This window comes from Staphylococcus sp. SB1-57 (genome assembly GCF_017086425.1).
Taxonomy (GTDB): domain Bacteria; phylum Bacillota; class Bacilli; order Staphylococcales; family Staphylococcaceae; genus Staphylococcus; species Staphylococcus warneri_A.
Map to the genome: position 1 here is coordinate 182039 of NZ_CP070964.1, position 23608 is coordinate 205646.

Annotated in this window: 18 protein-coding genes and 2 pseudogenes; 7 read left to right on the forward strand and 13 right to left on the reverse strand. The window is 33.4% G+C overall.

Features of this window, described 5'->3' with window-relative positions:
- Positions 1 to 179 precede the first annotated feature (179 nt).
- Together JX000_RS00850 and JX000_RS00855 are read left to right on the forward strand one after the other, a co-directional pair.
- Positions 180 to 947 (forward strand): tyrosine-protein phosphatase, encoded by a 768-nt coding sequence (locus JX000_RS00850; RefSeq protein WP_145506461.1) that lies wholly within the window; start codon positions 180 to 182, stop codon positions 945 to 947.
- A 133-nt stretch (positions 948 to 1080) separates the two neighbouring features.
- Positions 1081 to 1422 carry a hypothetical protein gene (locus JX000_RS00855; protein WP_206140775.1) on the forward strand — a complete coding sequence of 114 codons (342 nt, stop codon included), beginning with the start codon at positions 1081 to 1083 and terminating at the stop codon, positions 1420 to 1422.
- Positions 1423 to 1477: 55 nt separating this feature from the next.
- Here JX000_RS00855 and JX000_RS00860 read toward each other — a convergent pair whose 3' ends face one another.
- The 4 genes from JX000_RS00860 to JX000_RS00875 all read right to left on the reverse strand — a co-directional run bounded on the left by JX000_RS00860 (position 1478) and on the right by JX000_RS00875 (position 5516).
- A complete protein-coding gene (locus JX000_RS00860) occupies positions 1478 to 1804 on the reverse strand; it encodes a cysteine protease inhibitor staphostatin B (protein WP_145506456.1) in 327 nt (108 codons plus the stop codon).
- Positions 1805 to 1843: 39 nt separating this feature from the next.
- Positions 1844 to 3034: a C47 family peptidase gene (locus JX000_RS00865; RefSeq protein ID WP_145506453.1), complete on the reverse strand. Its 1191-nt coding sequence runs from the start codon at positions 3032 to 3034 to the stop codon at positions 1844 to 1846.
- Between the two features lie 88 nt (positions 3035 to 3122).
- Entirely contained in the window at positions 3123 to 4073 is a 951-nt protein-coding gene (locus tag JX000_RS00870; protein WP_075778277.1) for a trypsin-like serine peptidase, read from the reverse strand.
- 285 nt (positions 4074 to 4358) lie between these two features.
- A complete protein-coding gene (locus JX000_RS00875; RefSeq protein ID WP_206140776.1) occupies positions 4359 to 5516 on the reverse strand; it encodes a hypothetical protein in 1158 nt (385 codons plus the stop codon).
- Positions 5517 to 5798: 282 nt separating this feature from the next.
- Here JX000_RS00875 and JX000_RS00880 point away from each other — a divergent pair, with 282 nt between their 5' ends.
- Positions 5799 to 6275 carry a peptide-methionine (S)-S-oxide reductase gene (locus tag JX000_RS00880; RefSeq protein ID WP_145506447.1) on the forward strand — a complete coding sequence of 159 codons (477 nt, stop codon included), beginning with the start codon at positions 5799 to 5801 and terminating at the stop codon, positions 6273 to 6275.
- A gap of 31 nt (positions 6276 to 6306) precedes the next feature.
- Here JX000_RS00880 and JX000_RS00885 read toward each other — a convergent pair whose 3' ends face one another.
- A complete protein-coding gene (locus JX000_RS00885; protein ID WP_002452034.1) occupies positions 6307 to 6666 on the reverse strand; it encodes a hypothetical protein in 360 nt (119 codons plus the stop codon).
- Between the two features lie 14 nt (positions 6667 to 6680).
- Positions 6681 to 7733 carry an LLM class flavin-dependent oxidoreductase gene (locus tag JX000_RS00890; protein ID WP_031464095.1) on the reverse strand — a complete coding sequence of 351 codons (1053 nt, stop codon included), beginning with the start codon at positions 7731 to 7733 and terminating at the stop codon, positions 6681 to 6683.
- A 244-nt stretch (positions 7734 to 7977) separates the two neighbouring features.
- Between JX000_RS00890 and JX000_RS00895 the strand changes: the two genes are divergently transcribed.
- Both JX000_RS00895 and JX000_RS00900 read left to right on the forward strand, forming a co-directional pair.
- Positions 7978 to 9153, forward strand: a complete 1176-nt coding sequence (locus tag JX000_RS00895; RefSeq protein ID WP_206140777.1) for an MFS transporter — start codon at positions 7978 to 7980, stop codon at positions 9151 to 9153.
- Between the two features lie 161 nt (positions 9154 to 9314).
- Positions 9315 to 10001 (forward strand): annotated as a pseudogene (locus JX000_RS00900) (flavin reductase family protein).
- Positions 10002 to 10106: 105 nt separating this feature from the next.
- On the opposite strand, the gene JX000_RS00905 reads toward JX000_RS00900, so the two are convergent.
- The 6 genes and pseudogenes from JX000_RS00905 to JX000_RS00930 all read right to left on the reverse strand — a co-directional run bounded on the left by JX000_RS00905 (position 10107) and on the right by JX000_RS00930 (position 16127).
- Positions 10107 to 10481 (reverse strand): MFS transporter, encoded by a 375-nt coding sequence (locus JX000_RS00905; RefSeq protein ID WP_241004993.1) that lies wholly within the window; start codon positions 10479 to 10481, stop codon positions 10107 to 10109.
- 72 nt (positions 10482 to 10553) lie between these two features.
- Positions 10554 to 11126 (reverse strand): TetR/AcrR family transcriptional regulator, encoded by a 573-nt coding sequence (locus tag JX000_RS00910; protein ID WP_206140778.1) that lies wholly within the window; start codon positions 11124 to 11126, stop codon positions 10554 to 10556.
- 212 nt (positions 11127 to 11338) lie between these two features.
- Positions 11339 to 12265 (reverse strand): glycine betaine ABC transporter substrate-binding protein, encoded by a 927-nt coding sequence (locus tag JX000_RS00915; RefSeq protein ID WP_049423205.1) that lies wholly within the window; start codon positions 12263 to 12265, stop codon positions 11339 to 11341.
- Positions 12266 to 12828: 563 nt separating this feature from the next.
- A pseudogene (locus JX000_RS00920) lies at positions 12829 to 14979 on the reverse strand (MMPL family transporter); the annotation flags it as partial.
- Positions 14980 to 15225: 246 nt separating this feature from the next.
- The gene (locus tag JX000_RS00925; protein ID WP_186364172.1) at positions 15226 to 15399 is read right to left on the reverse strand and encodes a hypothetical protein; all 174 of its coding nucleotides are present in this window, start codon (positions 15397 to 15399) and stop codon (positions 15226 to 15228) included.
- Between the two features lie 299 nt (positions 15400 to 15698).
- On the reverse strand, positions 15699 to 16127 hold the full coding sequence (locus tag JX000_RS00930; RefSeq protein ID WP_145506438.1) for an organic hydroperoxide resistance protein: 429 nt from the start codon (positions 16125 to 16127) through the stop codon (positions 15699 to 15701).
- A 231-nt stretch (positions 16128 to 16358) separates the two neighbouring features.
- On the opposite strand from JX000_RS00930, the gene JX000_RS00935 reads away from it, so the two are divergent.
- Entirely contained in the window at positions 16359 to 18362 is a 2004-nt protein-coding gene (locus JX000_RS00935) for a cell wall anchor protein (protein WP_145506435.1), read from the forward strand.
- 63 nt (positions 18363 to 18425) lie between these two features.
- Here JX000_RS00935 and JX000_RS00940 read toward each other — a convergent pair whose 3' ends face one another.
- A complete protein-coding gene (locus JX000_RS00940) occupies positions 18426 to 20480 on the reverse strand; it encodes an amidase domain-containing protein (protein ID WP_206140780.1) in 2055 nt (684 codons plus the stop codon).
- A 260-nt stretch (positions 20481 to 20740) separates the two neighbouring features.
- On the opposite strand from JX000_RS00940, the gene JX000_RS00945 reads away from it, so the two are divergent.
- The gene (locus tag JX000_RS00945) at positions 20741 to 23599 is read left to right on the forward strand and encodes a YhgE/Pip domain-containing protein (RefSeq protein ID WP_206140781.1); all 2859 of its coding nucleotides are present in this window, start codon (positions 20741 to 20743) and stop codon (positions 23597 to 23599) included.
- Positions 23600 to 23608: the final 9 nt, after the last annotated feature.

The following is a 23608-nucleotide window of genomic DNA, read 5'->3' on the forward strand; positions in this document are numbered from 1 at the left end:
TTTTAATAGATAATCTCATTTAAGGATGAAAATATAGTTAGCAATCGAATATATATTCATAAGTCATCGTGGTATAATAATATTAAATAAATATTTTATATAATGTGTTTTGATGTTGTAAGGATATCCTAAATGTTTAAACACTATTATATATGATTCAATGATGGAGATGACAAATCATGATCGATATTCATAACCATATATTGGTTAATATGGATGATGGCCCAAAAACTAAGCAAGCAATGATTCAATTGCTTATTCAAGCTAAAGAGGAAGGTATCACAGGCGTTATAGCTACACCGCACCATCTAAACCCTAAATTTAACAATAGCTTTCAAAACGTTTCTTTGAAATTAGCAGAGATTAGAAAGATACCGGAAATTAAAGATTTAGGTATCGAATTATTTCCAGGTCAAGAGGTGAGGCTCACAGAAGCAATGATTAATGAAATTGAGTATGGCAGTATACAAGGATTAAATAAATCACGATATTTATTGATTGAGCTACCGTTTGGTGATGTGCCTGATAATGCTAATCGACTGTGTCATGAATTGCAATCTTTAGGATATATACCAATCATAGCGCATCCAGAACGTAATAAAGCAATTGCCAAAAATCCGTATCTCTTATATGAGTTGATTTGTAACGGGGCATTGAGTCAATTGACAGCGAGTTCTTTGTTAGGTGATTTCGGAAGAAGTGCTCAAAAATTATCATTACGTTTTATTGATTGCCATTTAGCACACTTTATAGCATCGGATGCACATTCTGTAGAGCATAGACCATTCGTCTTAAATCAATTGTTTGATGAACGAAAGTTAATACCTTATAGAAATAAAATAGAAGAAATGATCGAAAATGCCAAAGCCATCGTGAACAATAAAGTGGTTTATTCGGATAGACCATGTGAACCAGAGATGATGAGACGATTTCTAAGATGGTTTTAAGAATAAATTTAAAGGAATAATGAAAAATAATGTAGACAATACTCATAAATATAATGTATAAGGTTAAACGAAGAGTGGGAAGGATGAATAACCTAGGAAATCAATTAACCTTTATAATGAAGAGGTGATAAAGATGGAAGATAATCAAAAAATAGTTAACGATAGAACAAGTAATGTATTGGGTTCATTAAGTTATTTAAGTATATTCTTTGCACCTTTACTTTTTCCAATTATTGTTTGGATCGTTGCAGATGCACTTGCATCAACGTACTCTAAAAAAGCGTTATTAAACCATGTTATGTCTTGGGTTTGTATGGTTTTAGCAATTATTTGTTTTGTAATGGCACCAGCAGTTTACAACCAAAGTACTGTTTTAATGGTTATTTTGTTTATTTTGGATATCGCATTTATCGTAGGATCAGGGGTATTATTTATTATTAATATCGTCAGAGGTATTCAATTATTAATTGATTAATTATTTATAAGGGAAGCGTCGTTCAATGACTTTGAACGACGCTTTAAATGTAGTATTAGATTTTTTCGTATCTTATGGGTCTTGATGTGCCGTACGAATCTTTAACCGACGTTTGTATGAAAATATGGTTTGTATCTTCATAGTCTAAAATATACATGAGTTGAGGGTCTACTTCAGATGTCAGTTTAATACGTTGATGTTCGGTATCAATTTGAAGAATTTGATATTGATTGTGATTCGTATCAACGCCAGTTTGAATGCTAATAGATTTTTGAACTGATGGGTTAATCCAATTACCCAAAAATAAGTGAATCGTGTCTTGCTGTGACTTTGTGAGTGTAAGTGCGTCGTCATTAATATGAATAAAGTGGAGTTGATACATAGCGTCGCCTGCCTTCAATCAATATCTATATTATGTTTATTAATAACCTATCATTGTATCGTCCCATGTATAGTCTCTGTTGAATGATAAATGAAGTAAATTAGAATCGGCATCTTGAATAGATAAATCAGTATCCCATGGATTCCAGAAAATCAGTTTTTCTTCGTTATTAATTTTAGCATTACCGACAACTGCCATCGCGTGACCGAGATGAGGGTCATTAGGATTATTTTCAACACTATGAGCTAATATCATAGCTCCCTTATTATCTTTAGTTAATTGGTCAACTTGATTATAAGAAGGCATACCACTTTGATGTTGAATGTCTCTACCTTGTGAGTTACCGTACTTAATCATTTGTTGTGGGTTAGTTGAGAATTGTGGTAATTCTTCTTCGCTAACATTTGGATATAGCGTTCTCATAATATCGTGTGCATTATACTTATCGGTATTCTTAGTGGCATTCAGTAAGGCAGCCATACTAAATCCAGCACACCATGAATTATCAAATTGTTGTTCTCTTATTTTGAAGTTTTTTAATGTATTTTCATATTGAACTTGATTGTCTTGGTCGGCTTCAGCTGCTTGATTTTCATTTATTTTTGTTGGCTCAGATGTTGCTTTAAGTTGTTGTTTAAGATGAGATGACATATGTTGATTGTTTTCTTTGTCTTTGATGTTTGTAGGAAGCGGTGTGGCTTTAATTAATTTAACTTGTCCATTTTCTTCAAAGTAGAAACCTTTTTCATCAGTTAAAATAGTTATATTTGTGTGCTTGTCTTTGATAGCATCTAGATCTTTAGCGATGAAATTTGAGATTTTCACACTATAGTTTGCATTTTCTTTAGATTGTTTTAAATCATCTTCACTTTTAGGGCTGACTGTTAATGTATAAATGATTTTGCCATCTTTTAATACTGGATAATAATAACTATTATCTTCTTCACCATTAAATTTATAGATCTTAAATGCTTCGCCTAATTGATAGTCACCAGGTTGGCTGTTTTTTTGTTTGTCTAGAGCTTGGGCATAGCCTTTATATTGTTGTTGTGCTAGATTCTGTACTTTTTGAGGGACTTTATCATTTTTAACGTTAATTTCTAGTTGATTGGACTTCTGTGCGGCATAAGATTTGTTAAGGTCAGTAAAAGCAATGGTTGATAATAAAAGTATGGCGAATAAGAGAATACTTATTAATTTAAATGATATATGTTTATATGAATGATGCATTTAACAACCTCCGATAATGTTTGATGATTGATTTATAAGTATACGTTGTCTGTTTATTCTGAATTTTTATATTAATATGTGTGGCAAGTTACGCTGCGTCTGGATTATCATAGTTATTATCGTCATCGTTATTATTATTGTTATTATCGTCTGTGCCATTATTGTTATCATTGTCGTCATTATTGTCGCTATTTGAGAAATTAATGTCTTCAATATTTTGTTTTAAGAAGTTTTGTACATCTTTGTTGATAAAGACAGCGCCATTATAGCTATTGGCTGCGCCACCCCAATGAATACCAATGACTTCGTTACGGCTATTGAATACAGGTGAACCTGAATTGCCACCAGTTGTACTTAAGTCATAGTGCATATCTTCACCTTGTATTTGAGTGATTTTACCTCTACTTTCCCACATTGTAGCAAGCGGTTTATCTCCTGGGTAACCAGTAACGGTGATAGGTTGATTTTGATTTGTATCTGCATTGTCACTTAAAGTGGCTGGTGTAACAACTTCACCAATATTTTGATTTTTGTCATTAGGTGAGAATTTAACGATGGCTAGGTCAGCATTGCCTGGATATTTAGTGATTTGTTCTCCAGTAAAGCCACCATTTGGATAATTATTTTGATTAACTGCAGAAGGGAAGGCTTTTAAAGCGCGTGGATTTCCGTGAGTCGCATCTACAACATGCTTGTTAGTTAAAAGTTTGTCTTTACCAACAACAACGCCTGATGCAATAAATGTACCTTCGTTTGATTGAACTTGAACGAAAGTAACAGGAGCATAGTGACCTAACGTTGTATCATTAATTTGATGTCGATCATTGTTAGGTAGTATGACATTTGCGCGTTCTTTCTTTTCAACAGGTTTGACGTTATTACCTTTATCAATCTTCGGTGTCTTTTGTTGTTGAGATTGTGTGGTTTGTTGGTGATTATCGGTTGATGATGTCGTTTCTGCATGTGCTGGATTAATTAATGTCGCTGATGTCAAAGTTGCAATTAACAAAGAACTTGCTGTTAAAAACTTAACTTTCATTTTAAAACCTCCTAAAAATAATATTTCCAACACAAATATAACACCAAAAATTTTTAAGTCAATACAAATATATAAAATAATTAAAAAAGTTTTGTAGAAAATAGTGTTTTATGAAATGTTTTCTATAAGATTGAATTAAATATCATTTTATATTATTTAATTGTGCAAAAATGGATATTAACCATATAAAAAAGCACCGGCTAAAACTATAAAATAAATAGTAATTAGCTAGTGCTTCTATGCATTATATATTGTAATGAAATTAAAAGTGTTTAAATGGTGAACCTATTTTTTAGCAGATGATTTTCTTAATAAAATAAAAGCTACACCTAAAACGAGTGTGATGACAAAACCGATGTATGGTGAACGTGTTCTTTCTTGGCCGGTTGCAGGTAATGATTTTGATTGGTGATGAGTTGTTATAGCTGATTGCGATGATGTAGAATCATGTGATTGTTGCATTGAACGACTTATCATTGCTTGGTTATTAGCATGAATAGGTTGTCCAACTGCATCATGGTTAAAGCCAGCATCCACATTATCATCCGCAACAATCGCATCGCCATTTTGATCATGATTGAAATTGTTATCGATGTTAATGTCCGAGGCAATAGGATTGCCGTCTTGATCATGATTGAAGTTGCTATCTACGCTAATAGTCGTCATTAAAGGATTACCGTCTCCATCATGGTTGAATCCAGCATCCGCATTATCATTACCAACGATCGCATCGTCATTTTGGTCATGATTAAAGTTGCTATCGATATTATTGTCCGAGGCAATAGGATTGCCATTCTGATTATGATTAAAATTGTTATCAATATTATTATCAGAAGCAATAGGATTACCGTCTTGATCGTGATTGAAGTTGCTATCTACGCTATTAGTCGTCATTAAAGGATTACCGTTTTCGTCATGGTTGAAGCTAGCATCCGCATTATCATTACCAACGATAGCATCGTCATTTTGGTCATGATTAAAATTGTTATCGATGCTGCTGTCAGTGGCAATAGGGTTGCCGTCTTGATCGTGATTAAAGTCACTATCTACACTATTAGCTGTCATTAAAGGATTACCGTCTCCATCATGGTTGAAGCTAGCATCTACATTATCCTCAGCAACGATCGCATTGCCATTCTGATTATGATTAAAATTGTTATCAATATTGCTATCAGAAGCAATAGGATTACCGTCTTGATCGTGATTAAAACTGCTATCGATGCTGTTTACCGCAGTAATAGGGTTACCATTTTCGTCGTGATTATAAGATGAATCTGTTTGATTAGTATTAGTGATGGCATTACCATTCGACTGATGATTAAAACCTTGGTCTACTTGATTATTTTCTATAGTTGCAGCTGAAGCCTCGTGATGTGATGTAAGAAATAAAGCAGAAGTAGTGATAGTTGCGCCAATTAAGTATTTGATAGAATGATGAGTCAAAAAAATCTCTCCTTGAATATATTTATTTATACAGTAAAGAAATTTTATCTAAGTTATTGTAGTTAACTCATAAAGTTAAATGTTTAGTTATCAAAACTTCGTTATGTACAATCTAAATATAGCATCAAATCATTTGAAAGCCCTATGAATCAGGTGTCAATGAAATAACAGTTTTGTCACTCTAATCATCCATCATGAAATAATACTTAATATCATCCAATATAGTAAGTACTTTTGATCAGGCTTTATGTTATGTAGAATACATATAAAGAGGTGAGGACGATGGAAGTAGTATATGTCGCTGGAGGTTGCTTGTGGGGCGTGCAAGCTTTTTTCAAAACAATACCAGGTATCGTATCAACTGAAGCTGGAAGGGCGAATGGAACAACATCAAATTTGAATGGTGAATACGATGGTTATGCCGAATGTGTAAAGTTAACATTTGATCCGGATAGTTTAACTATTCGGAACATTATGTCATATCTTTTTGAAGTGATTGATCCATATAGTTTAAATCAACAAGGTCAAGATATAGGTAAGAAATATAGAACAGGATTATATAGTGAAAATACGCAACATTTGAAGGAAGCACAAACTTTTATTAATGAGCGTGAAGATAGTGATCATATTGTAGTGGAAGTCTTACCTCTGTCTAACTATGTAAAAAGTGCGCACGAACATCAAGATAGATTGGAACATTATCCTGAAGATCATCATTTGTGTCATATACCCATGCATATGTTAAATAAATATAAATAAAAGAGGTCACTTAATGTGACCTCCGTGTTAATTATTTGCGTTTACCGTCAAAAGTATCGAATAAGCTTAATGTTGCTAAGCCTAATAAGTCTAATGCATGTTGAGCACCTTTTTTACCATGTCCAGCTTCGAAGTGTTTGTAAGCTGCTACACTTAGTACTGAAATTGTAGCTAATGAGCCTAAACGTGAAGCAGTTTTACTTAAGAAGCTTACTGCGAATAAGCCTGCAGCAGCTGCTTCAATCGTACCAGCTAATTTAACTGATTTTTCAGGCATACCGAAGACATTTGTGAATGTATCTGACATACCTTGGTCACCTTGTAATTTTGGTTTTGATGCATCGTAAAGTTCTTTAGCAAGTTTTAAATTTGTAGCATAACGTAAAATCATAAAAATATTTCCTCCTATTTATCTTCAAAATATTTATCTACTATAGGTTTAACCTTTTCCCCGAAAAGACGGATGGAATGCATTGTTTTTTCATGAGGCATTGATCCAACTGGTGTATGAATCATAAAACGATTAAGACCTAGAGTTTCTACAGTTTCAATAATTTTTTGTGCGACCGTTTCAGGGCTACCTAAGTATATCGCACCTTCGCTTCCAATTTCTCTTTCAAAGGCTTGTTCATCGAAAGGTGGCCAACCACGTTCTCTACCAAGTACATCTTGATGGGCTTTTAATGAAGGGAAGAATTCGCGTTTAGCTTGCTCATCAGTGTCAGCAATATATCCCCAAGAATGTACAGATATTGGTAATTGAGATGGATCATGTCCATATGATTCAGCAACAGATTTGTAAATTTCTATATTACGTGCGAACCGTTTAGGATTACCACCAATAATAGCATAAGTGATTGGTAAACCAAATGCACCTGCTCGTAATGATGATTCAGGTGTACCACCTGTAGCGATAGAAATCGGTAATTCGCCATGTTCTATTCTAGGATAAACACCTGTGTTTTCAACGCTAGGACGTAATTTACCTTCCCAATTGATGATTTCATGCTTATTAATTTTTAATAGCATTTGAAGTTTTTCATTAAATAAATCTTCATAGTCATTTAAGTTGTAACCAAATAATGGGAAAGATTCAATAAATGATCCTCTACCTATCATTACTTCAGCTCGCCCATTAGATACAGCATCTAATGTAGAGAAGCGCTCGTATACTCTGACTGGGTCATCAGATGATAAAACAGTAACAGCTGATGATAGTTTGATATGTGAAGTACGTGCAGCTGCAGCAGCTAACACAGTTACTGGATCTGACACAGCATAATCTTTACGATGATGTTCGCCTAAGCCATAGATGTCTAAGCCTAGTTGATCTGCCAATTCTATTTCTTCTACTATATTTCTAATTCGTTGTGCATTTGAAATAGGAAGTTCTGAACCTTCCGGCATATGAATCGCACTATTATCGGCAAATGAAGTTAATCCTAATTCAATTTTCATAGTTGCCACCTCCAATATAATTTTTATACTGGATATATTATATATCGTTGTTAGTTGAAAGTCAATACGATTTGTTCGCCTCATTATTGAGGCTATTTTCGGGGTAAAAAAGCATATTTGTTATAACAATTTAATTTGCCGTAAATTTAAAACTTTTTGAAAATTAAATAGGTTCTTTAGTTTTATTGGATAAAGTGTAATAATAGTTATCGTTATCATAAATAGAAAGGGAGTATCGGTATCATTGGAGGAACAACGTCATTATAATCTAATCACTACAATTCTATTTTTCTCTGGAATTATCGTTATGGGTAGCTTATATACTGCACTTCCACTTACAGCAGCATTTGCGCATTCCTTTCATATACCTCAATCGGTAGCAACATTAAATGGAGTTATTTTTTCAATTATGTATTCGATAAGTTGTTTGTTTTATGGAACAATTTCTGACAAATATGGAAGAATAAAAACCATATTAATAGGTTTAAGCGGTTTGACCATCATTTGCTTTATTATCGGGTTTGTACAATCATTTTCACTATTACTCATTATGCGTGCAATACAAGGTATATTCGCTGCAACATTTTCTCCAGTAGCAATCACGTATACGACGGAAACATATCCAGCTAAAAAAAGAGTTACTGCAATTAGTTTTATTAGTACAAGTTTCATGTTGTCTGGTGTATTAGGACAGAACTTAAGTGAACTCATTGTTCATCATCTTAACTGGCATTGGGTATATTTCACTTTAACTGTATTATATTTGTGCTTAATATTTGTTATTTACCGCTATGTACCAGAAAGCCCACGTCGAAATGTGGATGTACAATTACTTAAATTCTTTAATAACTTTAAAGACTTTCGCGATAATTTAAAGGTTTTATACTGTTTATTTATCTCATTTACGTTATTAATTATGTTTATCAGTATGTATGCCATTTTAAATTTATATATCTTATCAGATAAAGTGAATGGAGATATGTCTACAGCATCATTAGTGAAATTGTTTGGTGTGATAGGAATGCTAGTATCGTTGTTAGGAGGTCGTTTAAGTGGCCGGATAGGTATTAAGCGTGTCATCTCACTTGCCTTACTAACAAGTACGTTATCACTGATACTGATGGGGATTACGACAAATATTATTTGTATTACAATATTTAGTGTTACATTTGTTGCTGGTATTGCATTTGCGATTCCATCAGTCATTTCGAAGGTGGGTATGACTGTTAAACATAATCAAGGATTCTTCTTATCAGTTAATACTGTTATATTATTTATGGGTACAGCCATTGCACCTATACTAATGATTTATATCGCTAAATTACCACAATATTTCTTAATGTTTGCTTCAATCGCATGTATTGGACTTATTTCATTTATTGTATCGCTATTTATGCCTAAAGATGAAAGTGCACATTAAATAAAAAACATAATGAATGACTTGGTTAATAGATATGATATATATTTAAACGATTTATTTATAGTGTATGACTATAAATGAATCGTTTTTTAGTATTAGAATTATATACATAGCTATTATATGATTGAAGAAATACAAATATTTAATAGGGGTGAGAAACGATGAATTATTCACCAAAGCAAGGCACTAAATCTCATGGATTGCCACATGATCCGTTTAAAAGTAGTACAGTACCAAGACCTATCGGTTGGATATCTACAGTTTCGAAAGATGGTAAAGATAATCTAGCACCTTATAGCCAATACCAAAATTTAACTTGGGATCCACCTATGGTTATGTTTGCGGCGAATCAGTCTGTATTAGGTGATCACGAACGTAAAGATACTGTGAAAAATGCCGAAGAGACGGGTTGGTTTGTATGGAATATGGCTACGTATGATTTAAGAGAGGCGGTTAATTTATCATCTAAAGCATTAGCACCCGATGAAGATGAATTTGACTATGCTGGGGTCACTAAAGAATCATGTATTGAAGCACCTGGCTAAAGAGTAAAGGAGTCTCCAGTACATTTCGAATGTGAATATGTTCAAACAATTCGCATACCAACTGGTGATCCTGTATCCACAGTAGATATTGTAATTGGACGTGTTGCTCAAGTGCATATCGATGATAAAGTCATCACTGAAGATGGAAAATTAGATATTCCATCAATTCGTCCAATCGCACGTTTAGGATATTATGATTATACAGTTGTTGATCAAGTATTCGAAATGAAAGCACCTCATGCTTCTAAAGAAGAATTAGCAGGATTAGAAGGTAGAAACTTCGATAATAAAAATGATGATTAAGGTTAATAGCACTTTCGTAATTAAACATTGAATATAAAATAATAGCCAGTCGATGCGGTGTTAAAAACACATTGACTGGCTATTATAATTTAGACATATTGATAATTATATTAAATCTTTATTCACTTTTTGTAGTTCTGTATAGTCGCCATCAATGTGTACGTTTGGAGGTTGTACATCAACTTTTGGAAATAGTAATAAAGCGACTAAACCTATTAAACCATATATAATAAAGGTCATTGTATAACCTAAATCTTCTATAAATGGTCCTGCTACAATTGAGCCCAAAACTTGCCCAACGGCTAACATTAATAATGGAATTCCGATACCAAATGACGCATTTTTCACAATTATCTTCACACCCCAAACGAGTAGTACACCTGTAATGAAAATATAACTCACACCAAAGATTAATGATGAAAGGAAGGGCACTATCCACACGATAGGCGTTAAAGCTAAGAGAATAGAAGCAGCTGACATTAAGATAACCCCAAAAAAGTAGGCAGATTGAATATCTATTGATCAATGATATGACCAAAAATACCACCAAATTTAGTTGGTAGAAACATGATCGACAGGGCTAGAAAAATCAAGTGTATCGTGTAATGCTGATAAAATTTCTGCTTCAGAGTAATTGTAATTATTCTCTACCCATCTTCTTATAATTTCTATAAGCCCACTACTATAAAAATCAGCAATTAATTGTGGATGATCGCTGTTCATAATTTTATGTGCTAATAAATCGTTATTACACTCAGCACCTTCTAATATTTTCTCACTACAGAATTGAGTCAAGCTGCGAAAGACATCGTCTTGTCTTGATGCGACAAGTAAATGTTTAAATACAGGTTTATGTGTATTGATGAATGAGATAAATGATTCTAATGCATCTGTTAAACCGTGCTGATGTAAAGAATCTAAATCGAGTGCTTCTTTCATATATTCTGTTAATGAATAAAGTAAGTCATATTTATCTTGGAAATATCGATAAAATGTACTGCGATTAATTTCAGCAGCGTTACATATTTTCTGTACAGTGATGTCATCAAAGTGATAGTCATTTAATAATTCAAAAACTGTTTGATTAATATGTTTTATCATACGTTTTTGTGTAGATGTCGTCATAAGCAGGACTCCCCGAATAGTCATTTTATTAAGATAAGATTGATAGATAATTTATCATAGACGTTGTTATTTTACCAAATATAAATGCTTTTTACATGGAATACCCATTATTGAATTACGGAGACAACACAAAAAAGCAGGACTTGAGAATAGATAGCTCAAGTCCTGCTTACATGATTGTTACTCGGAGTTATTAGATTTTACTAGAAGAATTAATGATCAATACCTTCTAACCATTCATCTACTTTATTATCGTTGTCATCAACATAGTCTTTGGCAACTTGTTCTGGATTTTTCTGGTCTTTGAAGATTTTCTTAGCTAATTGATCTTCGTCTTTTTTGCTCCAGTCGTCTGACATACGTGTTGCAATTGTGTATGCTGCTGGATGATTAGCTTTGAATTCTTTATTAAATACTAAGTTAATATGTTGATCTTCTTTACCATAAATTTTGTCAGGATCTTTTAACATTTTAACGCCTAATTCTTTAGAGAACCAACTAGAATCCATTGCTGTAAATAGAATTGGTTGTTGTTGTTTATAAGCTTTTTGAACTGCTTTAAATTGATCTTGGTCAGAAGATTCTTTTAGGCTATAACCGTCTAGATTATCTTCATCAAGTTCACTTTTAGTTTGTTTCATGACACCATTTCTAGCGTCTGTACCTTGAATTTCTTTATCGAATTTCTTACTATCTTTTAAGTCTGCAATTGAGTCGATATTTTGTTCATATTTCGGTACGGCTAAGCCTACTTTAACATCATCGACAAGGTTCTTTTTGTCGTAAACGGATAATTTGCTTTTATATTGATTGTAGTAACTTTTATCTGTAGATGGGAAAATACCAGACGCATGGAATGAATCTGCATTTTCAGCTACAGATGCATATAATGGACCACTTGCTTGTACAGGTGTAGTTGTAACGTCATAACCCGCTTTTTTAAGAACTTCAGCTATGACTAATGTCCGTGGCGCTGAGTTATCACTAGCAATATATGGTAATTCGATTTCTTTATTGCCTAGGGAAGTATTGCCATCTTTTGATGAACTTCCGCCACCGTTACCACACGCGCTTAGCACGATAGCTAAGGCAATAGTGGCAAACAGGCCTAACAGTTTGAAACCTCTTGTTTTAAACATTCAGCATATCCTCCTTTTTAAGATTAATATCTATCATCGTCATGACTGAAATCGGTACGATGTTTGTTGTCAGTATGATTTGAATATTGATCGTATACATCTTTACTATTTTCTCTTGCATATAACATTAATGCATTAAATAGCATGTCTTGATCATTCGTTTGATTTGATAACTGTTTGAATAAATCAGTTGTACGTGCTTCGTTACTTTGTGGACGAGATTGAGAGCGACGTGCGTATGAATGACTACGCTCAGAATGGTCGTCTAATCGGTCGTCACGTCTTGGATAATTATCGTGACCATTACCTTGTTTATTATATAAAGATTCATAATCTACATCGTCGTTAGGTTCATTGGATGCAAATCGTGATACGTGTGATTCGCTTGTATAAGTTGAACGGTGTGTATCATCTTGATAACGTCGTTCATCTTCATCACGATGATATTGACGATCTAAACGTGATGGGTGTTCACTTTCAAAGTTTCTGTCATCTCTTTCACGACGATCAGTAGCGTTAGCACCATGACGATCTTCATTGTTAGATGCATGAGATTCAGCTTGATGTGAATCTTGTTCTAATGCTTTACCTTCGATATCTAATTCTGGGAGGATGCTGCCTAACCATTTAGGTAAATACCATGATCCTTTACCAAATAATTTCGTTAATGCTGGAATTAATGTCATACGTACGACAAAGGCATCAAATAATACCCCAAATGCTAGTGAGATACCCATTGATTTGATTTGCATATCGTCTTGGAATACAAAGGCGATAAATACACTGAACATAATCAATGCAGCTCCCACTATAACAGGGCCACTTTCTTTAATACCTACTCTAATAGAGTGGTCATTGTCACCAGTTTTACTATATTCTTCATGCACACGTGTCATTAAGAATAGTTCGTAGTCAATGGCTAAACCGAATAGTAAACCAATTGTAATAACTGGTAAGAATGCTAATAGTGGACCAGTGTTTTCTACACCGAATAGGCCACCAAGGAAGCCATCTTGCATGACCAATGTTGTGAATCCGAGTGTTGCCATTAATGATAATACGAAACCAAGAACGGCTTTTAATGGAACAAGGATTGAACGGAATACGAATACTAATAATACAAATGCTAATAATACGATAACACCAGCAAATACTGGGATAGCATTATTTAATTTTTCAGCCATATCGATGTTGATCACGCTTTGGCCTGTTACTTCTGTATTAAAGTCGTATTTTTCTTTGGCTTGTTTATTATAATCACGTAAATCATAAACTAAATCGCTTGTTGATTGCGCATTAGGTCCATCTTCAGGAATGATAGAGATTAATGCATAATGGTTATTATCATTTAATTGAGGTTTTTCGACAGTATCCACATTATCCATATCTTTAAGATCTTTTCGCATGCTATTTAGATCAGATTCAATGTCTTTTTTACTGCCACCGTCTTTAGTATTTACAAGCATCGCAATTTGACCGTTATATCCGGCACCAAAGTTATCGGTAACTAAGTTATACGCTTTGTGTGCCGATGAATCGTTAGGTTTTAAGCTATCGTCTGGCATACCTAAACGCATTCCAGAAATTGGTATAATAGCTGCGATTAAAATAATTAAACTGATAATAATAGCTAGTACTGGTTTACCAACTACAAATTTAGCCCATGGATGATTTTTAGGGTCTTTACTTTTTTCTGGTTTGTCTTTGATTTTAATACGTTTATGGAAAACACTAATTAATGCAGGTAATAATGTTAAAGCGGCAAGTACCGCGAATAAAACACTAATTGCAGATGCGAATCCCATAACAGCTAAGAAATCAATACCTACTAATGAAAGACCACAAACGGCAATCATAACTGTTAAGCCGGCGAATATAACTGCGCTTCCTGCTGTACCAACAGCTAAGGCAATGGATTCAACAGGTGGGGTACCTTTTTTCCTGATTTCTTTGTATCTAAATAAGATGAATAGAGAATAGTCGATACCAACAGCTAATCCAATCATTACGGCTAGTGTTAATGTAAAGTTTGGAATATCGAATACGTTTGTTAATAATGCAATGATACCAATGCTTGAGCCTAGTCCTATGATGGCGCTGACAATTGGCATACCTGCTGCGATTAATGAACCAAATGTAATTAATAAGATGATAAATGCAGTGACAATACCAACTAATTCTGAATTACCACCTGGTTCAGAACCACCGCTACCACCTTGAGCTTGTTCGATTTGAACATTGTGGTCATCTTTCACATCTTTCATTTCGCGATCGATAATTTTCTTAGAAGAATCTTTTAATGATGTTTGGTTGACTACATAATTGACTGTAGCAATTGCAGTATCATTATCATCATTGATTTGATTTGTTTCATATGGATTACTTACGTTTTGTACGTAATCATCATCTTGTTTAATATTATCAAGTGCTTTTTCGATATCTTTCTTAGTGCTTTTATCTGTGATACCATCCTTTTTATCAGAATGTATTACAATTTTCATCGATGCTTTTTCACTATCTTGATGGAACTCTTTTGACATCTTGTCATTTGTATCTAATGATTTAAGACCATTCATTGTAATATTGCTATCAAATTTAGGTGCGCTAATCAATAATGGTGTAATGATAACGCCTAGAATCAAAAGCCACGCAATGATACTGACCCATTTGTGCTCAGCAATGAATTTGCCTAATTTGTATAAAAGTTTTGCCAAGACATTTCCTCCTATTTGTTTTTTTTATTCGTTAACTTGTGACAGAGCTATGAAGTTGAGCTCAATTTAATTGAGAAAAATCTGTGGTGTTTTAAAGTTACAATTATTAATTTAACAAGATTCAACAGCTTGAAACACCATTAATTTTATTGAGTCGTTGAAAAATGAAACAGATTGTAAGAATTGTTGGACATTTTATTGAAAAGCTAACTAAGAAGCGTGATTAATGTGTCGTTATAGCCACTGTTAACTTGTGACAAAATGACCAATGAGAATTAAAATACCTATCAATACTAAACATAAGCCAGGTAAATAAAATTTCTCTTTTAACTCATGGCGTTTTTCGTCAGTATATATCACAATTTTAGAAATAAGGATTAAAATTATGCCTAAAATAATAAATATGATAGATAAAGCCATGTGGATGCCTCCTAACAGTATGAAACAAAAAATTTGATAGGGCGAAAGTCAGATGAAATTAAAAAGTGCTTATTATAAGTTACATTCCCTGTATTCAGTTAAATAATAAGCTAAATACACAGTTTTAATAAAAAAGATCGAAATTGGGATGACTATGGCATGATTCCCCCATGATGCGTTAAAGAGTTAAAACTTTATATAAAAAAAGTGGGGCAAGTTAGATACTCACCACCACTTAATAGGTATTTAGGCGTTGTTCATTAATCAAACGAAAGAGTTCAATAAATAATTAAATACAATTATTGTGCGTTGGCTTTTAAGTTAACATCAATATTGCCACGTGTTGCTTTAGAATATGGACAGAATTGATGTGCTTGTTCTACATATTGTTCAGCTTCTTCTTGAGATACATTTTCTAACGTAACCTCAATGTCTGCAGTTAATTTGAATCCATTATCTGTAGCGTCTTTCACTAATTCAATCGTGATTTCAACTTCTGGGTTTGCGTCATTAACTTTATGACGAGTTAAAATTAATGATAGTGCACTGTTAAAGCATGCACTATAACCTGCCGCAAATAATTGTTCAGGGTTAGTATCGTTACCACCTTGACCGCCCATTTCTTTTGGTGTTGCTAAATTTTGGACAAACGTATTATCTGGACTAAATACACGACCATCACGGCCACCATTACTAATCATTGTAGTTGAATAAATTGATTCTGCCATTTCAAAAACTCCGTTTCTAATTAAATTAAGTTAAATTATATATTCGAATTAACTAATTTAACTTGATTGAATTATAAGGGGATATACATATAGTTACAAATTATTTGTTTATTAAGATTGACTGATAAGATAAATAGATGCTATTAAAAATGCGAAGTGTAATTTTATAGCACTTTGTTATATAATGGAGATGAATTTTAAAACGGCAATTGATTAAAGGAGATTGAAAACATGAAAGATATACAATTCGACAAAGTCAGCATGTGTTTGAAATTATCTTGTTCAGCACTTTTAATCAGTGGGTCAATGATAGGTTATGGTTTTGCTAGTGACATGACAGCACAAGCAAAAGAAACCTCATCTTCATTTCATACATCTGAATCAAAAGATGAGTCATTGAAAGATAAAATCGATGACGCTAAAGATGACATTGATCGACTTACACATTTAAAAGAAGATTCAAGACAGGATTACCACAAACAATTAGATGATGTATCTGATAATGCAACATTGGATAAGATAATAGAAGATGCTAAAAAAGAAGATCGTAAATTAAAGTTATTAGATAAAGAAACACATCAAACAACGAATTCAGATAAAAACGCGTCTACTGAAAAGAATAATGAAAATGTAAAAGACACTAAAGACAATGATGATGTTACTAAAGACCTAGACAAAATTTTGGCGGATTTGGATGTATCTTCAGAAAAGGTTGATAACCCTCAACAAAAAAGCGATGAAACGAATCAGGTACAAAGTCAAAGTAATGTACGTGATACGCAGCAAACGTCAAATCGTAACCAAACGTCAGTGCTAGATGATTTAGATAAAATAAAACAAGATACAACATTAGATGAAGATGTAAACACGACAAAAACACAACAGGGTTCCAAGCGTGCATCTAACCAACGTCAAGATGCACAACAAGATTCTAAAGATCAATCGCAAGAAACTACTAAAAAACTGCCTCAAACTAACATTAAAGAACAACAAACATTAGATGATTTAAAACACATTGCAAACGAAGCGGATGTGAAACAATCAGATCATAAACAAGATGAACATGTAGGAAAGATTACAAAGGAATTAGAGGGTAGTGACAAAATAGATCAAGCGATTTCTAGTCAATTAGCTTCTAATAAAATGAATGATGATCAATACATTAATAATAAAAGGGATACACTTAAGGCACTAGAAAAGGATGTCAATCAACGAAGTGATTTTAACAAGCAACGTAAACAGGCTTTAAAACAAGATATTCGTCAAACAGAACAACGCATGAATCAACAACATGATTTAATACTTAATCAGTTGCAACAATCCAAAGATAAACATAAAGCGACACAATCCATTTTGGATAAAGTAATGAGTCAAAATGAAGCGAAACAAGCAATGAAACGTATTCAAACGAAAGGTAAGACAGATCATCAAATTGCCAATCAAATTGATAAGCAGTTGGATGGACTTGCACATACATCATCAGATAATATTTTAAAATCAATGTTAGATCAATCTAAAGATAAGCAACAATTAATTAAGCAACTACTTGCTACACGATTAGGAGATAAAGAAGCACAACGTATTGCGAAACAATTAGCAAATGGCCAATTATCCAATCAACAAATTGTGGAGCAACTCAAACGACACATTGATAAACAAGGGCATGTAAGTGCGGATGACATTTTAAATGATGTATTAAATAATGCAAAAGATAAACGACAAGCGATTGAAACTATATTAGCAACGAGAATAGAACAAGGAAAAGCAAAGGTGTTAGCAGATGTCATTAATCGCATACAAAGTGATAAAGCAAGTGCTTTAGATTTAATCAAGTCTGCCATTAACGGTAAAGCTAATGATTTATTGCAATTGCAACAAAAGATGGACAGTGCTAAGAAAGATTTAGATTATATAGTTTCTCCAATCAAGAATAGACCAAGCATTTTTGATAGAATCAATCAACATTCAAATAACGGTTCTCATTTATTAGATCAACTTAATTCAGGTGGTAGTCTGTTGGATGGTATTCCGGATATTCCCACACCTACACCTGAAAAAGGCTTAACACTGGGTTCTAATGATGGATTCTTAGATGGATTATTTAATGACGATGGTAATCTATCATTGCCTGATGCAGGTCAAACAGTTAAGCAGCATTGGATGCCTATTGCATTAGTTATAGCCATTATCGGTGGTAGTATAATCTGGTTTAGTCAACGTAAAAGATCAAAATAAATTAAAATAAGCGAGACAAAGTTAACTTTGTCTCGCTCTTTTTAATGGTGTAATCCGAGTGATTTATTTACCCGTTATATAATCCAATTGTGCTGCATCATCTGCATCAATGGTTCTATATGAGATAACACCTAATCCTTTAACATTTGATTCTGAAATGATGATTGAACCATCAGCGTTAACCTTTTCTACGAAAGCAACATGGCCATATTGTGTATCTGCACCTAATTGACCAGCTTCAAAAACGACTGCGGTATGTTTTTTAGGTGTTGAAGATACTTGATAACCTTCTCGTGTTGCACGATTATTCCAATGATGTGCGTCGCCTAAATTACTATGAATATATTGACCAAATTGTTTCATACGTTGATCTACATACCATGTACATTGTCCTTGTGGATAGCTTGAACTTCCTTCGCTTTCTTCGAATGGTTTGAAACTTGATTGTGATTGATCATCGCTATCAATCGTATGATTATATTTATCCAAACTTGGCATGTCTTTCTTATCAAAATCAGTTAAATGATAATGTTTTATAATGCTATTTAATTTCTTAGCATAATTAGGATCAGTCGCATAAGTACGTGATAAATGAGAAGTTGCTGACTGGTAATTAGATGCTTCACTCTTCCATGTTGGTCGGTAAATGTTAGGATTACCATCTATACCTTTTTTAATTAAACGTGCGTAATCTTCGAGTGACGCTTTTGTATCAGGATACTTACGGAATCCAGCTGTAATATTAAACATGTTATTTGAGCTATCAGCTTCTAAAGTATTAAATGAAACTGACTGACCTTGATAAGTTCCTTTAATGCCAAATAGATTAAAATTAGGTTTCTGTGCTAAAGCACTATTACCAGAATCAGATTCTAATATAGCTTGTGCCATCATTACTGAGGCATAAAGGTCTTCTTTTTGACCTATTTGATGTGCATCTTTGGCAATCGATTTAATAAAATCTCTCGTACTTTTACTATCAACGATATTGATATCACCATCTGTTAAAGTACTGTCTTCTATTTTAGGTAATTGTTGAAACAATCCAGTGGCACGTGTATTCGATTGTTTAAAATCACCTTCAAATGATTGTGCGGGCTTTGTTTTATGTTTTAATTCATCCGGTGTTGGAAGTTGAGGATTGACGTCTTGCTGTTTTGTATTGTTTGGTGTTGTATCTTGTTGTTTTTCATCTTGAGTGTGTTTATCTTTAGATGTTTGATACTGCTTTTGCGTTTTCGTTGCATCTTCACTATACTCATCTAAAATTGAATCAATTGCTGAGTCGGAAATGCTTTGATGTGATGTTGACTTGTCATTCTCATTAGAACCATTCGATTGATTTGAAGCATGATCTTGTTGATTGTTGTCGCCTTGTTGATGATCTTGAACTTCATCACTTTGTGAATGATGATCTTGGTCTGTTAGGTTGCTATTTTCATCTTCGTTATTATTAATAGATTGGTTATCTTTAATAGACTCGTCTTGTTGTGGATCCTTTTCAGAGCTATCGCTATTATCTGTAACTTGACCATTATCAGTCATCGTATCATTATTATTCGATTGTTCATTTTCAGACGTTGTATTTGTATCATCTTCTTCATGAGAAGGTTGTTCATAGTCTGAAATATCAGAGTCAAAATGAAATAGATTTTGAATTAAAGTTGTTAAACTAAAACTATTGTCATATTGGTCTGGAGACCATAATCGATTAAAGTCAGATTGATGCGTGGATAATCCATCATAAAATTGATTAATTAAATTTGTTGATTGATGTGATTTTTTATAATTATCATCTGTAACAGATGTTTGTGTTCCGTGATGCTTTTGTTGTTGCGCTTTGTCTTGTCCATCCTTTTTAGTGTCTTCACGGGATGGTTTCTTAGTTTTTTCATGCTTTTGTTGTGGTGTGTCCATTTCATCATCGTCTTGTGTGTCTTTAGTAGGTTTATCATCATTGTTTGTTGAATCATTGTCACTTTGAGTATCACGCTGTTGTGATGATGAAGACGGCGTTGTTGAGTGGTCATCTGAAGCATTAGCTATGGGTGCTGTTGAGAAAGATGGCACAATTAATGTAGTTGTAAGTAAATATATCAAGAATTTATCTTTAGACATCTGTGATTAGCTCCCTTAAATATTTGAAAAATGATTGAGATATTTATTAGACATTTGTTATAATTTAACTTATGACATTTATAGTTGATACGTATCAACAAATTGAAACAATCTAGCAAATCTAATTATACTAACCTTTATCAGAAAAATAAATTGTTTTTGGAAAAATGTAATCTAACATTTGGTAAAATAAGTATAAATATGATGGCGATATCAATAATAGATAGGAAAGTTAATTAATCGTTTTTAGGAGTGTGACAATGAAAAACGCACTAAAGCTGTTTAAAACAGATTTAAAGAAAATTGCTAAAACACCAGCAGTTTGGATCATATTAGCGGGATTAGCCATATTACCCTCATTTTATGCGTGGTTTAACTTATGGGCAATGTGGGATCCATATGGAAATACAGGCCATATTAAAGTAGCGATTGTCAATGAAGATAAAGGTGACAAAGTTAGAGGGAAAGAGATTAATGTAGGTAATAAAATGGTACAAACCCTCAAGAAAAATGATAGCTTTGATTGGCAATTTGTTAGCCGTGAAAAAGCAGATCATGAAATTAAAATGGGGAAATATTATGCAGGCATATACATACCGAGCAAGTTTACACATCAAATTACGGGAACATTAAGGAAACACCCTGAAAAAGCGGATGTCGATTTCAAAGTCAATCAGAAAATCAATGCGGTTGCGGCGAAATTAACAGATACAGGTTCTTCATTAGTGGTAGAAAAAGCTAATGAACAATTTAATCAAACCGTGACGAAAGCACTACTATCAGAGGCGAATAAAGTAGGTCTAAAAATTGAAGATGAAGTGCCAACAATTAATAAAATAAAAAATGCGGTCTATGCAGCAAATCAGTCACTACCAGAAATTAATAAGTTTAAAAATAAAATCATCTATTTAAATGAACACCAAGATGACCTTGATCGCTATGCGAATCAATTTAGAAATTTAGGTAATTATAAAGGTGATATTTTAGATGCACAAGAAAGATTAAATCAAGTTAATTCATCAATACCAGCATTAAATGAAAAGGCCAAATTAATAATAGCGCTGAATAATTATATGCCTGATATTGAAAGAGTACTAAATGTAGCAGCGAATGATGTACCAGCACAATTTCCTAAAATCAATAGAGGTGTCTCTATAGCGGGACAAGGTATTGATGCTGCGAACGACCAACTCACAGATGCTAAAGGATTTTTAACACAAGTTCAAAATCGAGTTGGTGATTATCAAGATGCAGCAGGACGTGCCCAAAATGTAAATAATGATGTTAACCAAGGTTTACGTCAGCAAGGTGCCCGTCAACAAAGTGCTCGTAATAAACAACACGACGAGGGACATAGTTATCAATCTGGAATCAAGACGCAATCATTAAGCACTTCCGGTGATAATGAAAGTAACCAGTCAAATGAGCTAGTAAGTTCAAATGATGTTAAATCAATGAATACAGCATTGACTGAATCATTATTATCACTTTCTAATTTAAGTGATGTTCAGGCCAAAGCATCTCAAAAAGATATGGATGCATTGAAACATATCTCATACGGTATATTGGCTTCAGACAAACCGACTGAGTTTAAAGAGCCATTAGAGAATGTATCATCTCGTTTAGAAAATGCTACGAAATATAATCAACAATTTATTGATATATTATCAGAGCTTGAGAAAAACGAAGATGTTGATTTATCAAAAGAAATTAAGCAAATAAAAACAGCCAATAATCAACTCAATGATCAGTTGAAAACAACAAATCAATTAATCGATGCCTTATCAAATGGTAGTTCTGGTAAATCAGAAGCGATAAATGTGTTGAATAAAATTGGTGATACGAATAAGACATTAAGTCAATTCCGTACTTATGTTAAGAAAGAATTAAATCAAAGTTTATTAAACATTTCGAATGATATTACGTCACAATTGGCATCAGGTCAACAAGCATTATCAACCGTTCAATCTAAATTAAATTCAATCAATCAGGTGATTGATTCAGGACAAAGTATATTAGATAGTGGTAAAAAACGTATTGATCGTATTCAAACAGCATTACCAGGTATAGAACAAACGTATATTAGCGCAATGAAAACAGCGCAAGATTACTTCCCTACAGTGAAGAAAGATGTAGCTAAAGCGGCAGACTTTGTGCGTAATGACTTACCTGGATTAGAACAACGTCTAGCGAATGCTACTCAAGCAGTCAATGACAATTTACCATCATTATTTAGTAAATATGATAATGCGGTGAATTTATTAGATGAGAACCAACCAAGAGCTAAAGAAGCACTGTCAAATTTAGCGGATTTCTCAGAAAATAAATTACCAGGTGTTGAGAAAGATTTGAAGAAAGCCAATAAAATATTTAAACAATTAGATAAAGACGATGCGGTAGATAATTTAATCGATGTATTGAAAAATGATTTGAAAAAGCAAGCTGATGTCATTGCACATCCAATAAATAAAAAGACAACGGACTTGTTCCCAGTTAAAGATTATGGTTCAGGAATGACACCGTTTTATACAGCCTTATCCATATGGGTAGGAGGATTGTTAATGGTTAGTTTATTATCCGTAGATAACAAACATGAGTCTTTAAAATCAATACTTAGTCCTAGAGAAATCTTCATGGGTAAAGCAGGCTTCTTCTTCCTACTAGGTATAGTGCAAGCATTAATTGTATCAATTGGAGACTTAGTTATATTAAAAGCAGCCGTCGAGTCGCCAGTATTATTTGTGACGATAGCAGTGTTCTGTTCACTGGTATTTAACTCAATTATTTATACTTGTGTATCGTTATTAGGAAACCCAGGTAAAGCGATTGCGATTATTTTCTTAGTATTACAAATCGCAGGTGGTGGCGGTACCTTCCCAATTCAAACGACGCCTAAGTTCTTCCAAACGATATCGCCATATTTACCATTTACGTATGCGATTGATGCTTTACGTGAAACGGTAGGGGGTATTGTTCCAGAAATATTAATTACAAAAGTGATTATCTTAGCATTATTTGGATTAGGATTTATCATAGTTGGTGTTATTTTAAAACCAAACACAGATCCATTGATGAGAAAAGTTTCATCTAAAGTTGATGAAAGTAATGTAACAGAATAAAGTGAATGA

Bases quoted from the DNA above. Each gene is read 5' to 3' on its own strand.
- JX000_RS00850 (WP_145506461.1), top strand. From the start codon at position 180: ATGATCGATATTCATAACCATATATTGGTTAATATGGATGATGGCCCA.
- JX000_RS00855 (WP_206140775.1), top strand. From the start codon at position 1,081: ATGGAAGATAATCAAAAAATAGTTAACGATAGAACAAGTAATGTATTG.
- JX000_RS00860 (WP_145506456.1), bottom strand. From the start codon at position 1,804: ATGTATCAACTCCACTTTATTCATATTAATGACGACGCACTTACACTC.
- JX000_RS00865 (WP_145506453.1), bottom strand. From the start codon at position 3,034: ATGCATCATTCATATAAACATATATCATTTAAATTAATAAGTATTCTC.
- JX000_RS00870 (WP_075778277.1), bottom strand. From the start codon at position 4,073: ATGAAAGTTAAGTTTTTAACAGCAAGTTCTTTGTTAATTGCAACTTTG.
- JX000_RS00880 (WP_145506447.1), top strand. From the start codon at position 5,799: ATGGAAGTAGTATATGTCGCTGGAGGTTGCTTGTGGGGCGTGCAAGCT.
- JX000_RS00885 (WP_002452034.1), bottom strand. From the start codon at position 6,666: ATGATTTTACGTTATGCTACAAATTTAAAACTTGCTAAAGAACTTTAC.
- JX000_RS00890 (WP_031464095.1), bottom strand. From the start codon at position 7,733: ATGAAAATTGAATTAGGATTAACTTCATTTGCCGATAATAGTGCGATT.
- JX000_RS00905 (WP_241004993.1), bottom strand. From the start codon at position 10,481: ATGTCAGCTGCTTCTATTCTCTTAGCTTTAACGCCTATCGTGTGGATA.
- JX000_RS00910 (WP_206140778.1), bottom strand. From the start codon at position 11,126: ATGACGACATCTACACAAAAACGTATGATAAAACATATTAATCAAACA.
- JX000_RS00915 (WP_049423205.1), bottom strand. From the start codon at position 12,265: ATGTTTAAAACAAGAGGTTTCAAACTGTTAGGCCTGTTTGCCACTATT.
- JX000_RS00925 (WP_186364172.1), bottom strand. From the start codon at position 15,399: ATGGCTTTATCTATCATATTTATTATTTTAGGCATAATTTTAATCCTT.
- JX000_RS00930 (WP_145506438.1), bottom strand. From the start codon at position 16,127: ATGGCAGAATCAATTTATTCAACTACAATGATTAGTAATGGTGGCCGT.
- JX000_RS00935 (WP_145506435.1), top strand. From the start codon at position 16,359: ATGAAAGATATACAATTCGACAAAGTCAGCATGTGTTTGAAATTATCT.
- JX000_RS00940 (WP_206140780.1), bottom strand. From the start codon at position 20,480: ATGTCTAAAGATAAATTCTTGATATATTTACTTACAACTACATTAATT.
- JX000_RS00945 (WP_206140781.1), top strand. From the start codon at position 20,741: ATGAAAAACGCACTAAAGCTGTTTAAAACAGATTTAAAGAAAATTGCT.